Genomic DNA, 15,611 nt, shown 5'->3' with positions numbered 1-15,611 from the left:
CGCCATGAGATACGGGACGTTCGAACTCGACGAGGCGGAAGGCGTAGTGCTTGCGCACAGTATCAGACTGCCGGCCGGCCGCATCTCGAAAGGGCACATGCTGTCGCGGGAGGACATCGCCCGGCTTTCGGTAGAAGGCATCAGATCCGTCGTCGCAGTGCGGCTTGATCCCGACGACATGCTGGAGGACGACGCTGCCCAGGCGATTGCCGATGCGATCGCCCCGGACAATCTCCGTTTCTCGGAGGCGACCACCGGCCGCGTCAACATCTATGCCAAGGTGGATGGCCTTTTTGTCGCCGACAAGAGGGTGGTCGACGCGCTGAACCGTATCGATCCGGCGATCACGCTCGCCTGCCTTGCCGACCATGTAGCGGTGCGTGCCGGCGACATGGTGGCGACCGTCAAGATCATCCCGCTTGCCGTTGGCGGTGCGAAAGTCGCTGAAGCCGTGGCGCTGGTGGTAGAATCGGTCGCCTTCGAGGTAAAAGCCTTCAGTCCCCGCGCGGTGACCCTGGTCGCCACCGAGCTTCCTTCGCTGAAGGTGTCGGTCATGGACCGCACCGCCAAGCTGCTGGAGCAAAGGCTTGCGCCATCCGGTAGCCGGCTAATAAAAGAGATCCGCATCCCCCATTCCGCCGAACGCCTTACCGAGGTTCTTCAACAGCTGCGGCCGGAGGAAATTAATGAGCCGGCTATGATTATCGTCTTCGGCGCCTCGGCTGTGGCCGATCCTGACGATGTCATTCCCGCCGCCATCCGCCGCGCGGGCGGAGAGGTAGATCAGGTCGGCATGCCCGTCGACCCCGGCAATCTTCTCGTTCTTGGGCGGATCGGCAATGTTCCGGTGCTGGGTGCGCCGGGCTGCGCCCGCTCGCCGAAGGAAAACGGTTTCGACTGGGTGCTGAACCGGCTGATGGCCGGCGAAACGCCGACCTCCTTCGATATCACCGGCATGGGCGTCGGGGGGCTGTTGATGGAGATCCCAACCCGCCCGCGCCCGCGCGATGCCACGTCGGAAAAGGCAGCGAGCCTTTCGGTCGGCGCCCTGATGCTCGCGGCCGGCCAAGCGCGACGCATGGGCAAGGACGGGCCGCACAAGCTGCTCGCCGAATTCGACGGCGTTCCGCTCGTCCGCCGCACCGCTGGAATGCTGCTGGCGTCGCAGGCCTCGCCCGTCGTCGCGGTGACCGGTCATCGGCGCGACGAGATCGAGATGGCGCTGTCCGGCCTCGGCATCCGCTCTCACTTTAATCCGGACTATGCCTCCGGTATGGCAAGCTCGCTGGTTGCCGGTTTCTCAAGTCCGGAACTGGCCCAGAAAGACGGCATTCTGGTCATGCTGGCCGACATGCCGGGCGTCACGACGGAGCATCTAAACATGCTGATCGCCGCCTTCCGGGAAGCCGGCGGCGGTGTCGTGGTCCGTTCAGTGTCGGACGGAAAACGTGGCAACCCGATCATTCTGCCGCGAGTAGCCTATGATGCCGTATTGCGGCTGGAAGGCGATGTCGGCGCTCGTGCGATCATCGAGAATTCAGGACTTTCGGTGGTCGATGTGGATATCGGCCCTGCCGCGCATCTGGACGTCGATACGCCCGAAGCGGTAACAGCCGCCGGCGGGATTTTGAAAAGGTAAGCGAATGGACAATCCCGACATCGAGGAAATGTTCGAGGGGCTCGGCCCGGTCTCGATCCGCCGCATGTTCGGCGGCAAGGGCATCTATCACGATGGTTTGATCGTTGCGATCGACCTGCGCGGCGAGATCATGCTGAAGGCCGATGCGGTGAGTGCACCGGAATTCGAAGCCGCCGGTGCCAAGCAATGGTTTTATGAGGGAAAGAAGGGGAAAACCGTGCTGATGCCTTATTGGTCGGTGCCTGAAGAAGCCTTCGACGATCCCGACGAGATGCGCAAATGGGTGCGGCTGGCTTTCGAGGCCGCCGTGCGAGCGAACTCCAAATCCTGAACTTCGATTCCGAGTGCTAGATTTCGCATCTTGCTCGACAGGGTCCGAAGCACATACCGTCCACCTCATATTGAGGGACGTCGGCCGCCGAATCTCTCGGTAAGCTTGCATCCGGAAATTCTGTCAAAATGATTTCATCAAGTCGACCGCTTCGGTTCTCCGGAGCGGTTTTCGTTTGCACTTATTTTGGGAGATATGAAAAGGCCCTGGCAGAAAAGGCCGAAAGCGGCTGAGGCGGGTTATGAGGATCGAACCAGCCGATGTCCGACAATTTATCTGGCTCCGTGAGCGAAGGCTCGCCCGTAAAGTCGCGGGTGATATAGATCAGCGAAACCCAGTGCTGCCGATCGGCTTCGATGATCTCTTCGGCCGTGCAAAGAAGCTCGACCCTGCCGATTTTCAGGCCGGTTTCTTCTTCCGCTTCGCGGCGGGCGGCTTGCGAGGAAGGCTCCATCGGATCGACCTTGCCGCCGACAATGTTCCAGAAGCCCGCTTCCGGCGCCTTCAGACGACGGCAAAGCAGAACCTTGCCGTCGTCGCGCAGAATCACGAGCCCAGTGCCGACGCCCGGGAAATCAATGCCGGGTCTCGGCACGGAAGTCTTAAGCCTTGCCGCCGTTTGCAACGATCAGCATGAAAGCCGGAATATCGTCGCCGAAGCCGACCGGGGTTGGGCCATCGTCGTGATCGCGGTGGTAACGCTGGCGACGCTCGCGATTGTCGTCGTTTGCGGGTGCCGGTGCAGGTGTCGGCCGCGAATTGCGGTTGCCGCCATTGTTCTGCGGCTTCCTGTCTGCCTTGCGTTCCGGTTTCACGTTTTCCACCCTAGCTTCCACAAATGCCTCTTCGACTGCTTCAATCTGATTATCCTGGCTCTTCGTGTCAGCCTTGTGACTCGAATCGCCGCGCACGGAATCAGCACGTCCCGAATCGCTTCGTCTGCCGCGGCCGCGGTCCTTATCACGATCGCGACCCTTGCGGCCACCGCGTTCGCTCTCATGGCTTTCCATCGGCGCGGGAAGTGCCGAAATGTCGCCGTTCAGCCATTCGATCTTCTCATTGATGAGATTCTCGATGGCAGCGAGATATTTGGTGTCGGAGCGGGTAACGAGGGTAAACGCGCGGCCCGAGCGGCCGGCGCGTCCGGTGCGGCCGATGCGGTGGACATAGTCTTCCGCATGGATCGGCACATCGAAGTTGAAGACATGGCCGACGTCGGGCAGGTCGAGGCCGCGTGCGGCAACGTCGGAGGCGACCAGCAGCTGGATATTGCCGTCGCGGAAATTCTGCAGCATCGTCGTGCGCGAGCGCTGGTCCATGTCGCCATGCAGCGCGCCGACCGAGAAGCCGTGCCGCTCGAGCGAACGGAAAAGATCGGCGACATCGACCTTGCGATTGCAGAAGATGATTGCGTTCTTGAGATCGTCCTGCGCCTTGATGAGTTCGCGCAGCACGGCGCGCTTCTCGTAATCCTTGTTGTGCGAGGCGACGAGGCGCTGCGTCACGGTCTTGGCGGTGGTGGAAGGCTTTGCGACTTCGATCCGTTCCGGGTTCTGCAGGAAGCGGTCCGCAAGCTTCTGAATTTCCGGCGGCATGGTGGCCGAGAAGAACAGCGTCTGCCGGGTGAACGGGATCATCTTGGCGATCCGCTCGATATCCGGAATGAAACCCATGTCGAGCATGCGGTCGGCCTCGTCGATGACGAGAATTTCGACACCGGTCATCAGCAGCTTGCCGCGCTCGCAGTGATCGAGCAGGCGGCCGGGGGTGCAGATCAGCACGTCGGCGCCCCGTTCCAGCTTACGGTCCTGGTCGTCGAAGGACACGCCGCCGATCAGCAACGCGACGTTGAGCTTGTGGTTCTTGCCGTATTTCTCAAAATTTTCGGCGACCTGGGCGGCGAGTTCGCGGGTCGGCTCGAGGATCAGCGTCCGCGGCATGCGAGCGCGAGCTCGGCCCTTTTCCAGAAGCGTCAGCATCGGGAGAACGAAGGAGGCCGTCTTGCCCGTGCCGGTCTGTGCGATGCCGCAGATATCGCGGCGCTGCAGAGCATGCGGGATTGCCCCTGCCTGGATCGGCGTGGGGATCGTATAACCCGCGTCGGTGACAGCGGAGAGGACTTTCTGGCTCAGGCCAAGATCAGCAAATGTGGTCAAAGGGAATTCTGTTTCCGTTCCGGTTCTATGCGAACACTATGGGAGTCGACGCATGCTGGCCGACAACTGGCCGCGACATAGGACCAAAATGTCCAAAAGTCAAGGAAAGCAAGGCGATTGGCCGCCGGATTGGTGAATGAAGATCGCCGTTGACCAAGCCGGCTATCGTTCTGCGGGCGAAGAATTGCCTTTTGGCGGGCAGCTTACCTCAATTGAGGTAGGTGGTGAGCTTCATGCCGGCATTGAGGAAGTGCACGGGATCGATCGGATTGCCGTCTCGGCGGACCTCGTAGTGGACGTGCGGGCCGGTGGAACGGCCGGTCGAGCCTGCCCTGCCGATCACCTCTCCGGCGGCAACCTCGTCGCCTTCCTTCACCAGGATTTTCGACATGTGACCGTAGCGGGTGGTGATGCCCTGGCCATGGTCGATCTCGACCATGTTGCCGTAACCGCTGGCAGCGCCCGCCGAGATTACCTTGCCGGAGCCGGTGCTTTTTACGTCGTCGCCGGTAGAGGCCTGGAAATCGATACCGGCATGCAGCGCCATCCGGCCGAGGAAAGGATCTATGCGGTTGCCGTAGCGGCTGGTGACCGGCCGGCCGGGGGCGGGATTGCCGAAGGGCAGGTCGCGCGCCGTCTCGCGCACGCTTTCCAGCCGGCTGAGCGCCGCATCGAGCTCGTCGAGCGAGGCATCGAAGGCGCCGATATTGGTCTGCGGTGCGACATAGGGCCCCCCAACGCCGTCCGTGGCATCTTCAGTGCCACTGTCTGCGGATGCCACCTCGACGCCGGTCCGCTTCAGGATCGCGGCGATAGCGTCTGCGGTTTCCGAAGCGCCGGTGGTCAGATCAGCGATCTTGGCAAGCTGCTCCTTCTCGATGTTCTTCAGCGACAGCGTCACCTTGGAGAAAACCCGGTCGGCGCGGTCGGCGATGTTTTCGCGCAGAGGCGCATAACCGAGCGCGGTTGGCGCCTGGAGCGGGGTGGCGGAAGTCTTGCCGGAGAGCAGCTTCTCAATTGCCTGGACGCCGCCGCTGCCGCCGGAAAGCGAAGCCTGGCGTTCCTGGGCCGGTGGCTGGAGCATGGGCGGCGTCGGTGTTTCGGGTGTCGTCAGGCCGGATTCCTCGGCGCGGTTCAAAAGAGAACCCAGCTTGCCGTGGCGCGAAAACAGGGCGTTCTGCTGTTCCAGCAGCTTCTCGACCTTCTGCTCGACCACCTGCTGGTCGAGGAGCTGACGCGAGGTGATCCGGTCGAGCTGGGCGCGCAGCGCCGCGATCCGGTCTTCGTAATCGTATTGCATGCGGGCCTGGCGCGCCATGGTCGCGCCGATCAGGTCGTCACGGATCACCAGATAGGAGGTGGCGCCAAGATAGCCGATTGCGAAAACGCCGAGAAAACAGAAGGTCAACGCGGCCATCCAGGGCCGGATGGTCATGTGGCGGATCTTCTCACCGCTGGCGAAAATGAGAACGTGCTGAGGCGCCCGTTTCCCAAACACCCGGCTTTCGGTTCCCTTCGCCACGCGGATCTCCCGGAGATGCGACTCGTTCGGCCGCTGTTCCCATTGTCGGGATTACACATGGATATGGTTAACGAACGCTTTAATCGAGGCGTTCAGGCGTAGCTGGTGGAGGTTAGCGACCTGTAGAATGACGGCGTCAGGCCCGCCTCGGCCCGGGCGATATCGTTGAACGGCGCTTTCAGCGATCCGCGGAAATTGGCGCGCACCAGCTGCTGGAACGTCGCTGCCGGATCCTTGCGCTCGCGGGCGCAGAGAAAACGGAACCATTTTGCGCCGATCGCCACATGACCCTTTTCATCGTTGTAGATGACGTCGAGGATGGCCGCGCTTTCGAGATCGCCAGTCTCGCGCATCTTCGCCTGCAGGGATGGTGTCACGTCGAGACCGCGCGCCTCGAGAATGAGCGGTACGACGGCAAGACGGGCGGTGAGGTCGTTGCGTGTGGAATGGGCCGCCTGCCACAGCCCGTCATGGGCCGGCATGTCGCCATAGTCGGCACCCATCTGGTTCAGCCGGGCCCGCACCATGCGAAAGTGTTTAGCCTCTTCGAAAGCCACCTGCATCCAGCCGTCGAAGAAGGAATTCGGTACTGGCTCCGTCGCAAACCGGGCGACGATGTCGAGTGCCAGGTCGACGGCATTGAGCTCGATATGGGCGATCGCATGCAGCGTTGCGATCCGGCCGTTGACGGTATGCAATGAGCGTTTGCCGACCGCCTTCGGCGGCACCAGCTCCGGCTTTGCCGGCCGGCCGGGACGTTCGGGGAGGGGTGGGTCGAGTGGAGAGCGGAGCGACAGCCGCCGCTCGAACCACCGGCTGGCGGTCTCCTGCGCCAGCCGCGTCTTGATATCGAGGTCGCCCGACAGGATTGCCGCCGTTGCGCCGCCCCTCAGCGACGTGATCGAGAACTCGCCCGACATCGATCTGTCTCCTGCCTATAGCGCCTTGAGGCTTTCAAGCACCTCTTCGGCATGGCCTTTTACCTTCACCTTCGACCAGATCCGGGCGATGCGCCCGTCCGCGCCGATCAGGAAGGTCGTGCGTTCCACGCCCATATAGGTCCGGCCATACATGCTCTTCTCCTTCCAGACGCCGTAAAGATTGGCAAGGGCAGTGTCTTCGTCAGCCGCGAGGATAATCGAAAGGTCATGCTTCTTGGCGAACTTGTCATGCTTCTTGACGCTGTCGGGCGACACGCCGATGACTGGCGCGCCCGCCTTTTCGAATTCCGGCAAGAGGCCCGTGAACGAGATCGCCTCCTTGGTGCAAGCTTCGGTGTCGTCTTTGGGATAGAAATAGAGGACGACCGGTTTGCCCGCGAACGCCTTGAGGGAAACGGAGCCGCCGCCGTCGCGCGGAAGGTCGAAGTCCGGTGCGATGTCGCCAATAGTCAAATCGGCCATGGATTTCCTTTCTTTCGCCGGTATCGTGGATGATATTCGCCACAATCGGTATATAGTCGCCCGAGCGACGTCCAGAGCGGTCGCGCCCGGCCCGACGACGAATGCAGAAAGATGAGTCCTCAACTTGGTATCGGAAATTCGCGGAGAAAGGGTCAGTTTCAGTCGGAAAGAAATCATTCCGCTGCATGAATTACCCTCCGCACAGGTCGAGGATCCGATTATCGTGCACTGCCCGCCGCCGAGCCGGCGAGGCAAACGAGTCGGCAAGACGGTACTGTTTTTCCTCCTGCTGGTGTTTATTGCGATCGGCAGCGCCGTTTTCGCGATCGAGGGCGGCATGGTCGACAGCACGCTTTCGTCGCGTGCCCAGAGCGCCATCAACAATGCCATCGGTCCACGTTACGTCGCTTCCGTCGGCTCGACCGCCATCCGTTTCGATTCGAGGTTACGCCTTGCGCTGGAAGCGCGTGACGTCGATATCGTCGAACGGGCGACCGGCGAACATCTGAGCCGTGCCGGCGCCATGCGCATGGCCGTCGATCCGCTGGCGCTTCTCGGCGGCCGCGTGTCGATCAAGCATATGGAGGCGGAACATATCCGTCTCGACACGGCGCAATTGCCCTCCGGCGATCCGTTGCCGATCTCGGAAGTCCGCGTCGATGCCATGCCGGCTCTGCTGGAGGAGATTTTCCAGCGTCTCGACGAAGCCAAGGCACTCATCGAGCGAACCGGGACCGGCTCCGTCAGCATCGCCGGAATAGAGATCCTCTTGCCGGCAGCGCCCGGACGCAAGCCGATCATGCTGGTCGTCGACGATCTCGAACTGACGCGCAGCGCCGAAGGCGAGGTGGTGATCAACGGCGCGATCAGCCTCAACGGCCGCAAAGCCGTCCTCATCGCAGCGTCGAAGACCATCGAAGGGGTTAGTTCGTCGCTCTCGGCCAAACTGACGGGCCTCGAGGTGACGTCTTTCATGCTGCAGCGAACCGAGGATGGTCAGCCGCGCGAGGGGATCGAAGGCTCCCTTGATCTTGATCTTTCGGCGGTTCGCTCACGCGAGGCTGCAAAGCCGGCCATCACCGCGACGCTTCGCCAGTCTCCCGRCCATTTTTACTTCGATGGCATCCAGCAGACTTTGAGCGGTGCCAATATCAACGTGGCCTATGATTTCGCGAAGAACTCGATCGAGCTGCTGAAATCCGAGGTCCGTTTCGGGCCGACAATCCTGCCGTTCACTGGCGCGGTGATCGATCTCAGCCGGCTCAATCCGGACGACAAGCGTCCAGGGTTCGGCCTCGATGTTCTGATCAGCGGCGCAACAGCCGTCGGCGCCTCGGCAAGCGAGCAGCCCGCCCGCTTCGATCTCAAGGCGAATGGGCGATACCTGTCGGCAGATCGCGCGCTTCAGTTCGATGAGATGGCGGTTTCCAGCCCTCTCGGCCGCATGGCCGGATCTCTCAAAGTGCGGTTCGGCAACCAGTCTCCCGAGATCAGTTTCGGGGCGCAGCTGCCGCATATGGAAGTGACCGGCGTCAAGCAGCTCTGGCCGTTCTGGATGGCCCGCAAGCCGCGCGATTGGGTCATGGACAACATGTTCGGCGGCACCATCACCAATGGCTCGATCGCCGTCTTCATTCCGGCCGGCCGGATGAAGGGGCCGGGCATTCCGATGGAGCTCGACAAGAACGAGCTGCAGATCGGTTTTGATCTCGCCAATACCCGGATCAACCTGCCGGGCGACGTGCCTCCGCTACGCGACATCGATGGCCGTTTCGACTTGAAGGGCGAGGTGATGCAGGTCGATATTGCACGCGCATCTTCCTTCTTTCCATCCGGTCGGTTCGTCGCCGTTGAAGGCGGCCGGTTCTCGATCCCCTCGACCTATGTAAAACCGCTGATGGCGGACCTTTCGCTTAAGATTGCGGGGCCGGCCGATGCGATGACGGAGCTTGCGAATTTCCGGCCGATCAATGCGTTGAAGGGGACTGAGTTCAAGCCGGAGGATTTTTCCGGTCACGCGCGCGTCGACCTCAAGGCCCATATGGGGCTGATCCTGGCGCACAATCCGCCGAAACCGACCTGGAGTGCCCATATCGATCTGGACGACATCGATCTCGGCCCGCAGTTTTCCGGCCGCAAGATCGGCGGCCTGGATGGCACGCTCGACATCGACAACCTGGCGGCACGGCTTGTCGCCAAGGGGACGATCGATGATGTGCCGGCCGATATCACACTGGTCGAACCAGTCGGTCCGGCGTCGTCGGTCAAGCGCGAGCGGATCGTCAAGACCGTCCTCAACAACGATCAGCGGGAAAAACTCGCGCCGGGTCTCTCCGACGTGATCGACGGGCCGGTGACGGCTCAGTTGACGCGGATCGACGAAACTCGCCAATCCGTCTCGCTCGATCTCAGCCGAGCAACGCTTTCCATCCCGTGGCTCGGCTGGACCAAGGGCGGCGGCATTCCGGCCAAGGCGCAATTCGAGTTGTCTGACACCGGAGAACGTTCCGATATCCGCAATTTCGAACTCTCCGGCGACGGGTTTGGCGCGCGCGGGAGCTTCGCGCTCAATGGCGGCAGCCTGACGTCGGCGGACTTCTCGCATATGCAGCTCTCGCCGTCCGACAATTATGCGGTGAGCGTCAAACGCACCAAGGGCAATTTCGACGTCTCGATCAGCGGCTCCGTCGTCGATATGCGGCCCGTCGTCACCAAGATCCGGGCAGGCGGAAAGAGCGGCAGCGGCGCCAAACGTGCGGGCGACGATACGAGCAACGCCACCGTGCGGGGTAAGCTCGACCGCATGATCGGGTTCAATGACCAGACGCTCTCGAATGTGTCGTTCCTGTTTTCAAGCCGTAGCGGCAATATTTCGGCGGCGGATTTTTCCGGCTCGACGGAAAGCGGACAGGCGGTCGTCAGCGAGATGAATGCGGGCGACACGATTTCCATCACCAGCGGCGATGCCGGCGCGATCATCCGCTTCATGAACCTCTACGACAACATGCGCGGCGGCCTCCTGAACCTGCGCTTGAAGGCGCAGGGCGATGCGTGGACCGGTGCCATCGATCTGCGCAATTTCGCGCTGGTCAACGAGGCCAAACTCCAGTCTCTCGTTGCGACTCCGGACCAGGAGGGCCGCAGCCTGAACACGGCCACGAAAAAGAACATCGATGTCAATTCGGCCAAATTCCAGCGCGGCTTTGCAAGCCTGCTTTATCGGAACGGCTCGTTTGCCATAGAAAACGGCGTCGTGCGCGGCGAACAGATCGGTGCGACCTTCCAGGGCCTGGTGCGCGATGCCAAGGGCAATATGGAGATGACCGGGACGTTCATGCCGGCCTACGGCCTGAACCGCCTGTTCGGCGAGCTGCCGCTGATCGGTGCCATTCTCGGCAACGGTCGCGATCGCGGCCTGCTCGGCATCACCTTCAAGCTCGAAGGTCCGTTCGAAAAGCCGAGGCTGACCGTGAACCCGCTGTCGCTGATCGCGCCCGGCATCTTCCGGCAGATTTTCGAGTTCCAATAAAAAGAGCCGCGTATAAGAGCCGCTCGTCGCGGCCCGTTTCAACTTGTTATCGAGACGCGCGGCTCAGGCCGGACGCACCAGGATATGCTTCTTCTTGCCGAGCGAAAGCTTGATCACACCTTCGCCGGTGATCTCGCCCGTGCCGATGGTCATGCGTTCGTCGCTGACGGCCTGGTCGTTGATGCGCACGGCGCCGCCCTGAACGTGACGGCGTGCTTCGCCGTTCGAGCCGGCAAGGCCGGCGCGCACGATCAGCGACAGGAGGCCGATCCCGGCTTCGAGATCGGCAGTGGGAACCTCGACCGACGGCAGGTTTTCTGAAAGCGCACCTTCCTCGAACGTCTTGCGGGCGGTCTCCGCTGCTTCTTCCGCAGCTGTGCGACCGTGCAGGATGGCCGTGATCTCGGTTGCGAGGATCTTCTTGACCTCGTTGATCTCCGAGCCGCCGAGGGCTGAGAGCTTCGCAATCTCGTCCATCGGCAGCGTCGTATAGAGCTTCAGGAAGCGCGGAACGTCCGCATCCTCGGTATTGCGCCAGTATTGCCAGAAATCATAGGCCGACAGCATGTCCGGGTTGAGCCAGATGGCGCCCGTCGCCGATTTGCCCATCTTGGCACCGGAGGACGTGGTCAGGAGCGGCGAAGTCAGCGCAAAAAGCTGCTGCGTCCCCATACGGTGACCGAGGTCGATACCGTTGACGATATTCCCCCACTGATCCGAGCCGCCCATCTGCAGCCGGCAGCCGGTCCGCTTGGCGAGTTCCACAAAGTCATAGGCCTGGAGGATCATGTAGTTGAATTCCAGGAAGGATAGCGACTGCTCACGATCGAGGCGCGTCTTGACGCTCTCGAACGACAGCATCCGGTTGACCGAGAAGTGCCGGCCGACGTCGCGCAGGAATTCGAGATAGTTGAGGCTGCGCAGCCAGTCGGCATTGTTGATCATCAGTGCGTCCTTCGGACCTTCGCCATAAGCGAGGTAGTTCGCGAAGACGCGCTTTATCGAGGCGATGTTGCCTTCGATCGTGTCGACGGTCATCAGTTGGCGCGCTTCGTCCTTGAACGAAGGATCGCCGACCATGCCGGTGCCGCCGCCCATCAGCGAGATCGGCCGGTGGCCGGTCTGCTGCATCCAGTGCAGCATCATGATCTGGATCAGGCTGCCGGCGTGCAGGCTCGGCGCCGTTGGGTCGAAGCCGATATAGCCGGTGACGATTTCCTTCGAAAACAGTTCGTCGAGCCCGGTCTCGTCGGAAACCTGGTGGATGAAACCGCGCTCGTCGAGCGTGCGGAGGAAATCGGACTTGAACCTGGACATGATCTAACTCTGGGCAGGGTGGGTTCTGGGATATGTGGCCGCGCCTCTAGCACTGTTTTTGCCGGTAATCACTTCAAAAGTGATGTTGGGTGTGATCAGCGTGACAAATGGGCGGCTGCCAACGAGGAACCTTGCAATTTCCGCGGGACGCAATAGCAGGTGCAAGAAGGACAGGTTATGCATTAACGGTTTCTTGTTCCATGGGCTTTTAACATCCGGCCCGGGACGCGATAACCGGGTGGTGTGCAGGTCTCCTGCATTGATGGGCTGATGAACGGGGCTGCCTTTTTCCTCGCGGTGAATTTTATCATCGCCATGTGTTTCGGTGCGGTTTTTGTTGTGGTTTCCACGCGCAGCCGCTCGCGGACGGCTGCGCTCTGGTTTGCCGCCGCTTTTACCGTCGCCTCGCTCTCGTCAGTCTGTGAATTGCTGGTCGCCTATGCGTATCTCACGAAATTCTGGGCAATCTGCGCCTTCGCATCGGTGCTCGGTGGCATGACCTTGCTCAGGGTCGGTATCGGCACTCTCTACGGCCGGAAGGTCGCGCCCGTCTGGGCGGGCTGTTTCCTGGTGACGGGCATCTGCCTCGACCTGCTGATCTACGACCTGCCCCGCGGAACGGCTGCACATGCCTTTTCCTACCAGACACCGTTTGCATTGGCGCTCCTTTCGAGCGCGGCGGCCATCTTTTCATCGACCCGCCGGCTGGCGATCGACCGGGCGCTTGGTTATCTGCTGCTGGCGACCGGCCTGCATTTTTTCGCAAAGGCGAGCCTTGCCGTGATCGCGGGGGCGGGCACGACCGCCAAGGATTATATCGGCACCAATTACGCGCTGATCTCACAAAGCTCGACTGCCGTGCTGATGGTCGCGGTCGGATTGACGCTGCTGTCGGTTCTGGTCCTGGAGATCATGGCGGACGAGCGCAGCAATTCGGAGAAGGACGCGCTTTCCGGTCTCGCCAATCGCCGCGGCTTCGAGAATGGCGTCAAGGCGGCGATGGCGCTGGCGCCGAAGGCCGGGCACGCGGTGATCATCTGCGATCTCGATCATTTCAAGCGCATCAACGACACCTACGGCCATCACGGTGGTGATCTGGTGATCCAGGCCTTCAGCGATCTGTTGCAGACGAGCGCCGCCAAGAATGCCGTGGTCGGCCGCATCGGCGGCGAGGAGTTCGCGATCTTCATCCCCAGTACGACGCTCGACATGGCGACGCTGTTTGCGCAGGCGCTCCGGGGCGGAACGATGGGAATAACGGTCAGCGCGCTCCCGTCCTCCTTTGCCGTGACTGCAAGTTTCGGCGTGGCGGAACTTGCGCCGGGAGGCGATCTTGCGGGAGCCATGCGAGACGCCGATGCTGCTCTCTACGAGGCCAAGCGCTCCGGCCGCAACCGCGTCAGGCAGGCGCGGCATATCGGCTCTCCGCAGCCGAAATCCATCAAAGCCGTCAAATGAAAACGGCCGCCGAAGCAGCCGTTTTCGCCAACAGTTTTTGAAAGCGATCAGCGAATGCGCTTGGCTGCCGGTTCAGGCACCAATTCGCCGTTGAGGCGGCGGTCGAGATAATCCTCGCATTCGCCCATCAGCGTGTCCACCTGGCCGTTGAAGAAGTGATTGGCGCCCTCGACTATCCGATGGGTGATCAGAATGCCCTTCTGCGTCTTCAACTTTTCCACGAGCCCGTTGACGTCCTTTTCGGGGGCCACCTTGTCGCTGTCGCCGTTGATGATCAGGCCGGACGACGGGCAGGGCGCAAGGAACGAGAAGTCGTAGATGTTCGGCTGCGGCGCGATCGACATGAAACCCTCGATCTCAGGACGGCGCATCAGGAGCTGCATACCGATCCAGGCGCCGAAGGAATAACCCGCGACCCAACAGCTCTTCGAATCGGGATGCAGGCTCTGCACCCAGTCGAGCGCCGAGGCGGCATCCGAAAGCTCTCCGGCGCCGTGGTCGAATTCGCCCTGGCTGCGACCGATGCTGCGGAAATTGAACCGGAGTGTCGTAAAACCGCGCTTCTGGAACATGTAGAAGAGCTGGTAGACGATCTGGTTGTTCATCGTGCCGCCAAACTGCGGGTGCGGGTGCAGGACGATGGCGATCGGGGCGCTCTTTTCCTTGGATGGCTGGTAACGACCTTCAAGGCGGCCGGCTGGGCCGTTGAAAATGACTTCGGGCATCGGTACTCCGGTCAATATGTTCAGGCTCCAAACGAGTATCACGTCGAGTTTGACTTGACGAAGACGCTCAGCTTTTCTAAACTCAGTTTAGAACCATTCGAAACTTTGGGCTGCATGCTGGATGCGCGCCCGATGCGATGTCTCTTACGGCAAGGCCGACGGAAATTTCAAGGAAAATGCGGGTTCCCCGTCCGCCCATATGTAATTCAACATCTATCTAGAAACGGAAGCCGATCAGGCAATGGCGCTGAACCGCACATATCTGGACTGGAACGCGACCGCGCCCTTGAGCGCGCCGGCCCGCGCCGCCATGCTGGATGCGTTGCAATTGCCGGGAAACGCCTCGTCGGTTCACGGCGAGGGCAGGGCGGCACGCGCCGCAATCGACAAGGCGCGCCGGCAGGTGGCGGCGCTGGTCGGTGCAGAGCCGGCGCATGTGACCTTCGTCAGCGGCGCGACGGAAGCCGCCAATCACGTCCTGACCCCGGATTTCCGGATGGGCCGGGCGCCTTTGGCGATGAGCCGTGTCTATGTTTCAGCGATCGAGCATCCGGCGATCCGCGAAGGCGGTCGTTTCGATCCGGCCCAGGTGACCGAAGTGCCGGTGACGCCGGCGGGTATCGTCGATCTTTCCGCACTTGAGGCACTGCTGGCCGAACACGACCGGAGCGTCGGCATGCCGATGGTCGCTGTCATGCTGGTCAATAACGAGACCGGCATTGTTCAGCCCGTGGCAGACGTTGCGGCGATCGCCCATGCCCATGGCGGCCTGATGGTGGTGGACGCCGTGCAGGCGGTCGGCCGTATTCCAGTGGACATCAATGCACTGGATGCGGATTTCCTGATCCTGTCGTCGCACAAGATCGGCGGTCCGAAGGGCGTCGGCGCACTCGTTTCGCGCGGCGAAGTGCTGATGCCGAAACCGCTGATCCGCGGCGGCGGCCAGGAAAAGGGCCATCGGTCCGGCACGGAAAATTTCCATGCCGTCGTCGGGTTCGGTGCGGCGGCCCAGGCCGTGCGTGAAAACCTTCATGACCGCAATGCCGGGATCGAAGAGTTGCGCAACCGGCTGGAAGCGGGAATGCGCCAGACTGCCCCGGATGCGATCATCCATGGCGAGGGAGTTCTGCGTGTGGCGAATACCTGCTTTTTCACTTTGCCGGGGCTGAAATCGGAAACCGGGCAGATCGCTTTCGATCTCGAAGGTATCGCGCTGTCCGCCGGCTCCGCCTGTTCGGCGGGAAAGGTCGGCGAAAGCCATGTTCTGACGGCGATGGGGCATGACCCGAAGCTCGGTGCTTTGCGGATTTCACTCGGCGTCGACACGACGGAAGATGATATCGCGCGGGCGCTGGCCGCCTTCGCCAAGATTGCCGGCCGGCGAAAACCGGCGGGCGAGGCGGCGTGACCGCTTCCAAAATTGCGCATGCGCAAATTTCCGCTTGCCAAAAGGTGTGAAAACCGCCTTCTGGCGCCTACATAAGGGAGGCAACTGTCCCCCCGGATTGATGACAAGAATTGCCGGAATTTG

12 protein-coding genes are annotated in these 15,611 nt (G+C 61.6%); 5 read left to right on the top strand and 7 right to left on the bottom strand.

The window, feature by feature from the left end; translation table 11 throughout:
- The first annotated feature begins 4 nt into the window (after positions 1-4).
- Both AC1D3C_RS07475 and AC1D3C_RS07470 read left to right on the top strand, forming a co-directional pair.
- Positions 5-1,639 (top strand): NTP transferase domain-containing protein, encoded by a 1,635-nt coding sequence (locus AC1D3C_RS07475; protein WP_477482460.1) that lies wholly within the window; start codon positions 5-7, stop codon positions 1,637-1,639.
- Positions 1,640-1,643: 4 nt separating this feature from the next.
- Complete coding sequence (locus tag AC1D3C_RS07470; RefSeq protein WP_477482459.1) at positions 1,644-1,970, top strand: TfoX/Sxy family protein; 327 nt, start codon at positions 1,644-1,646, stop codon at positions 1,968-1,970.
- A gap of 181 nt (positions 1,971-2,151) precedes the next feature.
- Here the strand turns inward: AC1D3C_RS07470 and AC1D3C_RS07465 are convergent, their stop codons facing one another.
- The 5 genes from AC1D3C_RS07465 to bcp form a co-directional block, all read right to left on the bottom strand.
- Positions 2,152-2,565 carry an NUDIX domain-containing protein gene (locus tag AC1D3C_RS07465; protein ID WP_477482458.1) on the bottom strand — a complete coding sequence of 138 codons (414 nt, stop codon included), beginning with the start codon at positions 2,563-2,565 and terminating at the stop codon, positions 2,152-2,154.
- Between the two features lie 7 nt (positions 2,566-2,572).
- Positions 2,573-4,126: a DEAD/DEAH box helicase gene (locus tag AC1D3C_RS07460; protein ID WP_038542912.1), complete on the bottom strand. Its 1,554-nt coding sequence runs from the start codon at positions 4,124-4,126 to the stop codon at positions 2,573-2,575.
- A 208-nt stretch (positions 4,127-4,334) separates the two neighbouring features.
- Entirely contained in the window at positions 4,335-5,648 is a 1,314-nt protein-coding gene (locus AC1D3C_RS07455; RefSeq protein ID WP_247032911.1) for a M23 family metallopeptidase, read from the bottom strand.
- A 92-nt stretch (positions 5,649-5,740) separates the two neighbouring features.
- Positions 5,741-6,568, bottom strand: coding sequence for a ferritin-like domain-containing protein (locus AC1D3C_RS07450; protein ID WP_247032912.1), 828 nt, complete (start codon positions 6,566-6,568; stop codon positions 5,741-5,743).
- Positions 6,569-6,583: 15 nt separating this feature from the next.
- Positions 6,584-7,051 (bottom strand): thioredoxin-dependent thiol peroxidase, encoded by a 468-nt coding sequence (gene bcp / locus AC1D3C_RS07445; protein WP_477482457.1) that lies wholly within the window; start codon positions 7,049-7,051, stop codon positions 6,584-6,586.
- A 223-nt stretch (positions 7,052-7,274) separates the two neighbouring features.
- Between bcp and AC1D3C_RS07440 the strand changes: the two genes are divergently transcribed.
- Complete coding sequence (locus tag AC1D3C_RS07440) at positions 7,275-10,580, top strand: hypothetical protein (protein WP_477482456.1); 3,306 nt, start codon at positions 7,275-7,277, stop codon at positions 10,578-10,580.
- Positions 10,581-10,643: 63 nt separating this feature from the next.
- Here AC1D3C_RS07440 and tyrS read toward each other — a convergent pair whose 3' ends face one another.
- Positions 10,644-11,897 (bottom strand): tyrosine--tRNA ligase, encoded by a 1,254-nt coding sequence (gene tyrS, locus AC1D3C_RS07435; protein WP_477482455.1) that lies wholly within the window; start codon positions 11,895-11,897, stop codon positions 10,644-10,646.
- Positions 11,898-12,167: 270 nt separating this feature from the next.
- Between tyrS and AC1D3C_RS07430 the strand changes: the two genes are divergently transcribed.
- The gene (locus tag AC1D3C_RS07430; protein ID WP_477482454.1) at positions 12,168-13,355 is read left to right on the top strand and encodes a GGDEF domain-containing protein; all 1,188 of its coding nucleotides are present in this window, start codon (positions 12,168-12,170) and stop codon (positions 13,353-13,355) included.
- Between the two features lie 47 nt (positions 13,356-13,402).
- On the opposite strand, the gene AC1D3C_RS07425 is transcribed toward AC1D3C_RS07430, so the two are convergent.
- A complete protein-coding gene (locus AC1D3C_RS07425; RefSeq protein ID WP_038542924.1) occupies positions 13,403-14,080 on the bottom strand; it encodes an alpha/beta hydrolase in 678 nt (225 codons plus the stop codon).
- Between the two features lie 241 nt (positions 14,081-14,321).
- Here AC1D3C_RS07425 and AC1D3C_RS07420 point away from each other — a divergent pair, with 241 nt between their 5' ends.
- Positions 14,322-15,488 carry a cysteine desulfurase family protein gene (locus tag AC1D3C_RS07420; RefSeq protein WP_477482453.1) on the top strand — a complete coding sequence of 389 codons (1,167 nt, stop codon included), beginning with the start codon at positions 14,322-14,324 and terminating at the stop codon, positions 15,486-15,488.
- Positions 15,489-15,611 lie beyond the last annotated feature (123 nt).

It is taken from the genome of Neorhizobium sp. P1_A6 (assembly GCF_056406795.1).
Note: the sequence above shows the minus strand (reverse complement) of the source record. Positions and strands in the feature narration are given on the sequence as shown.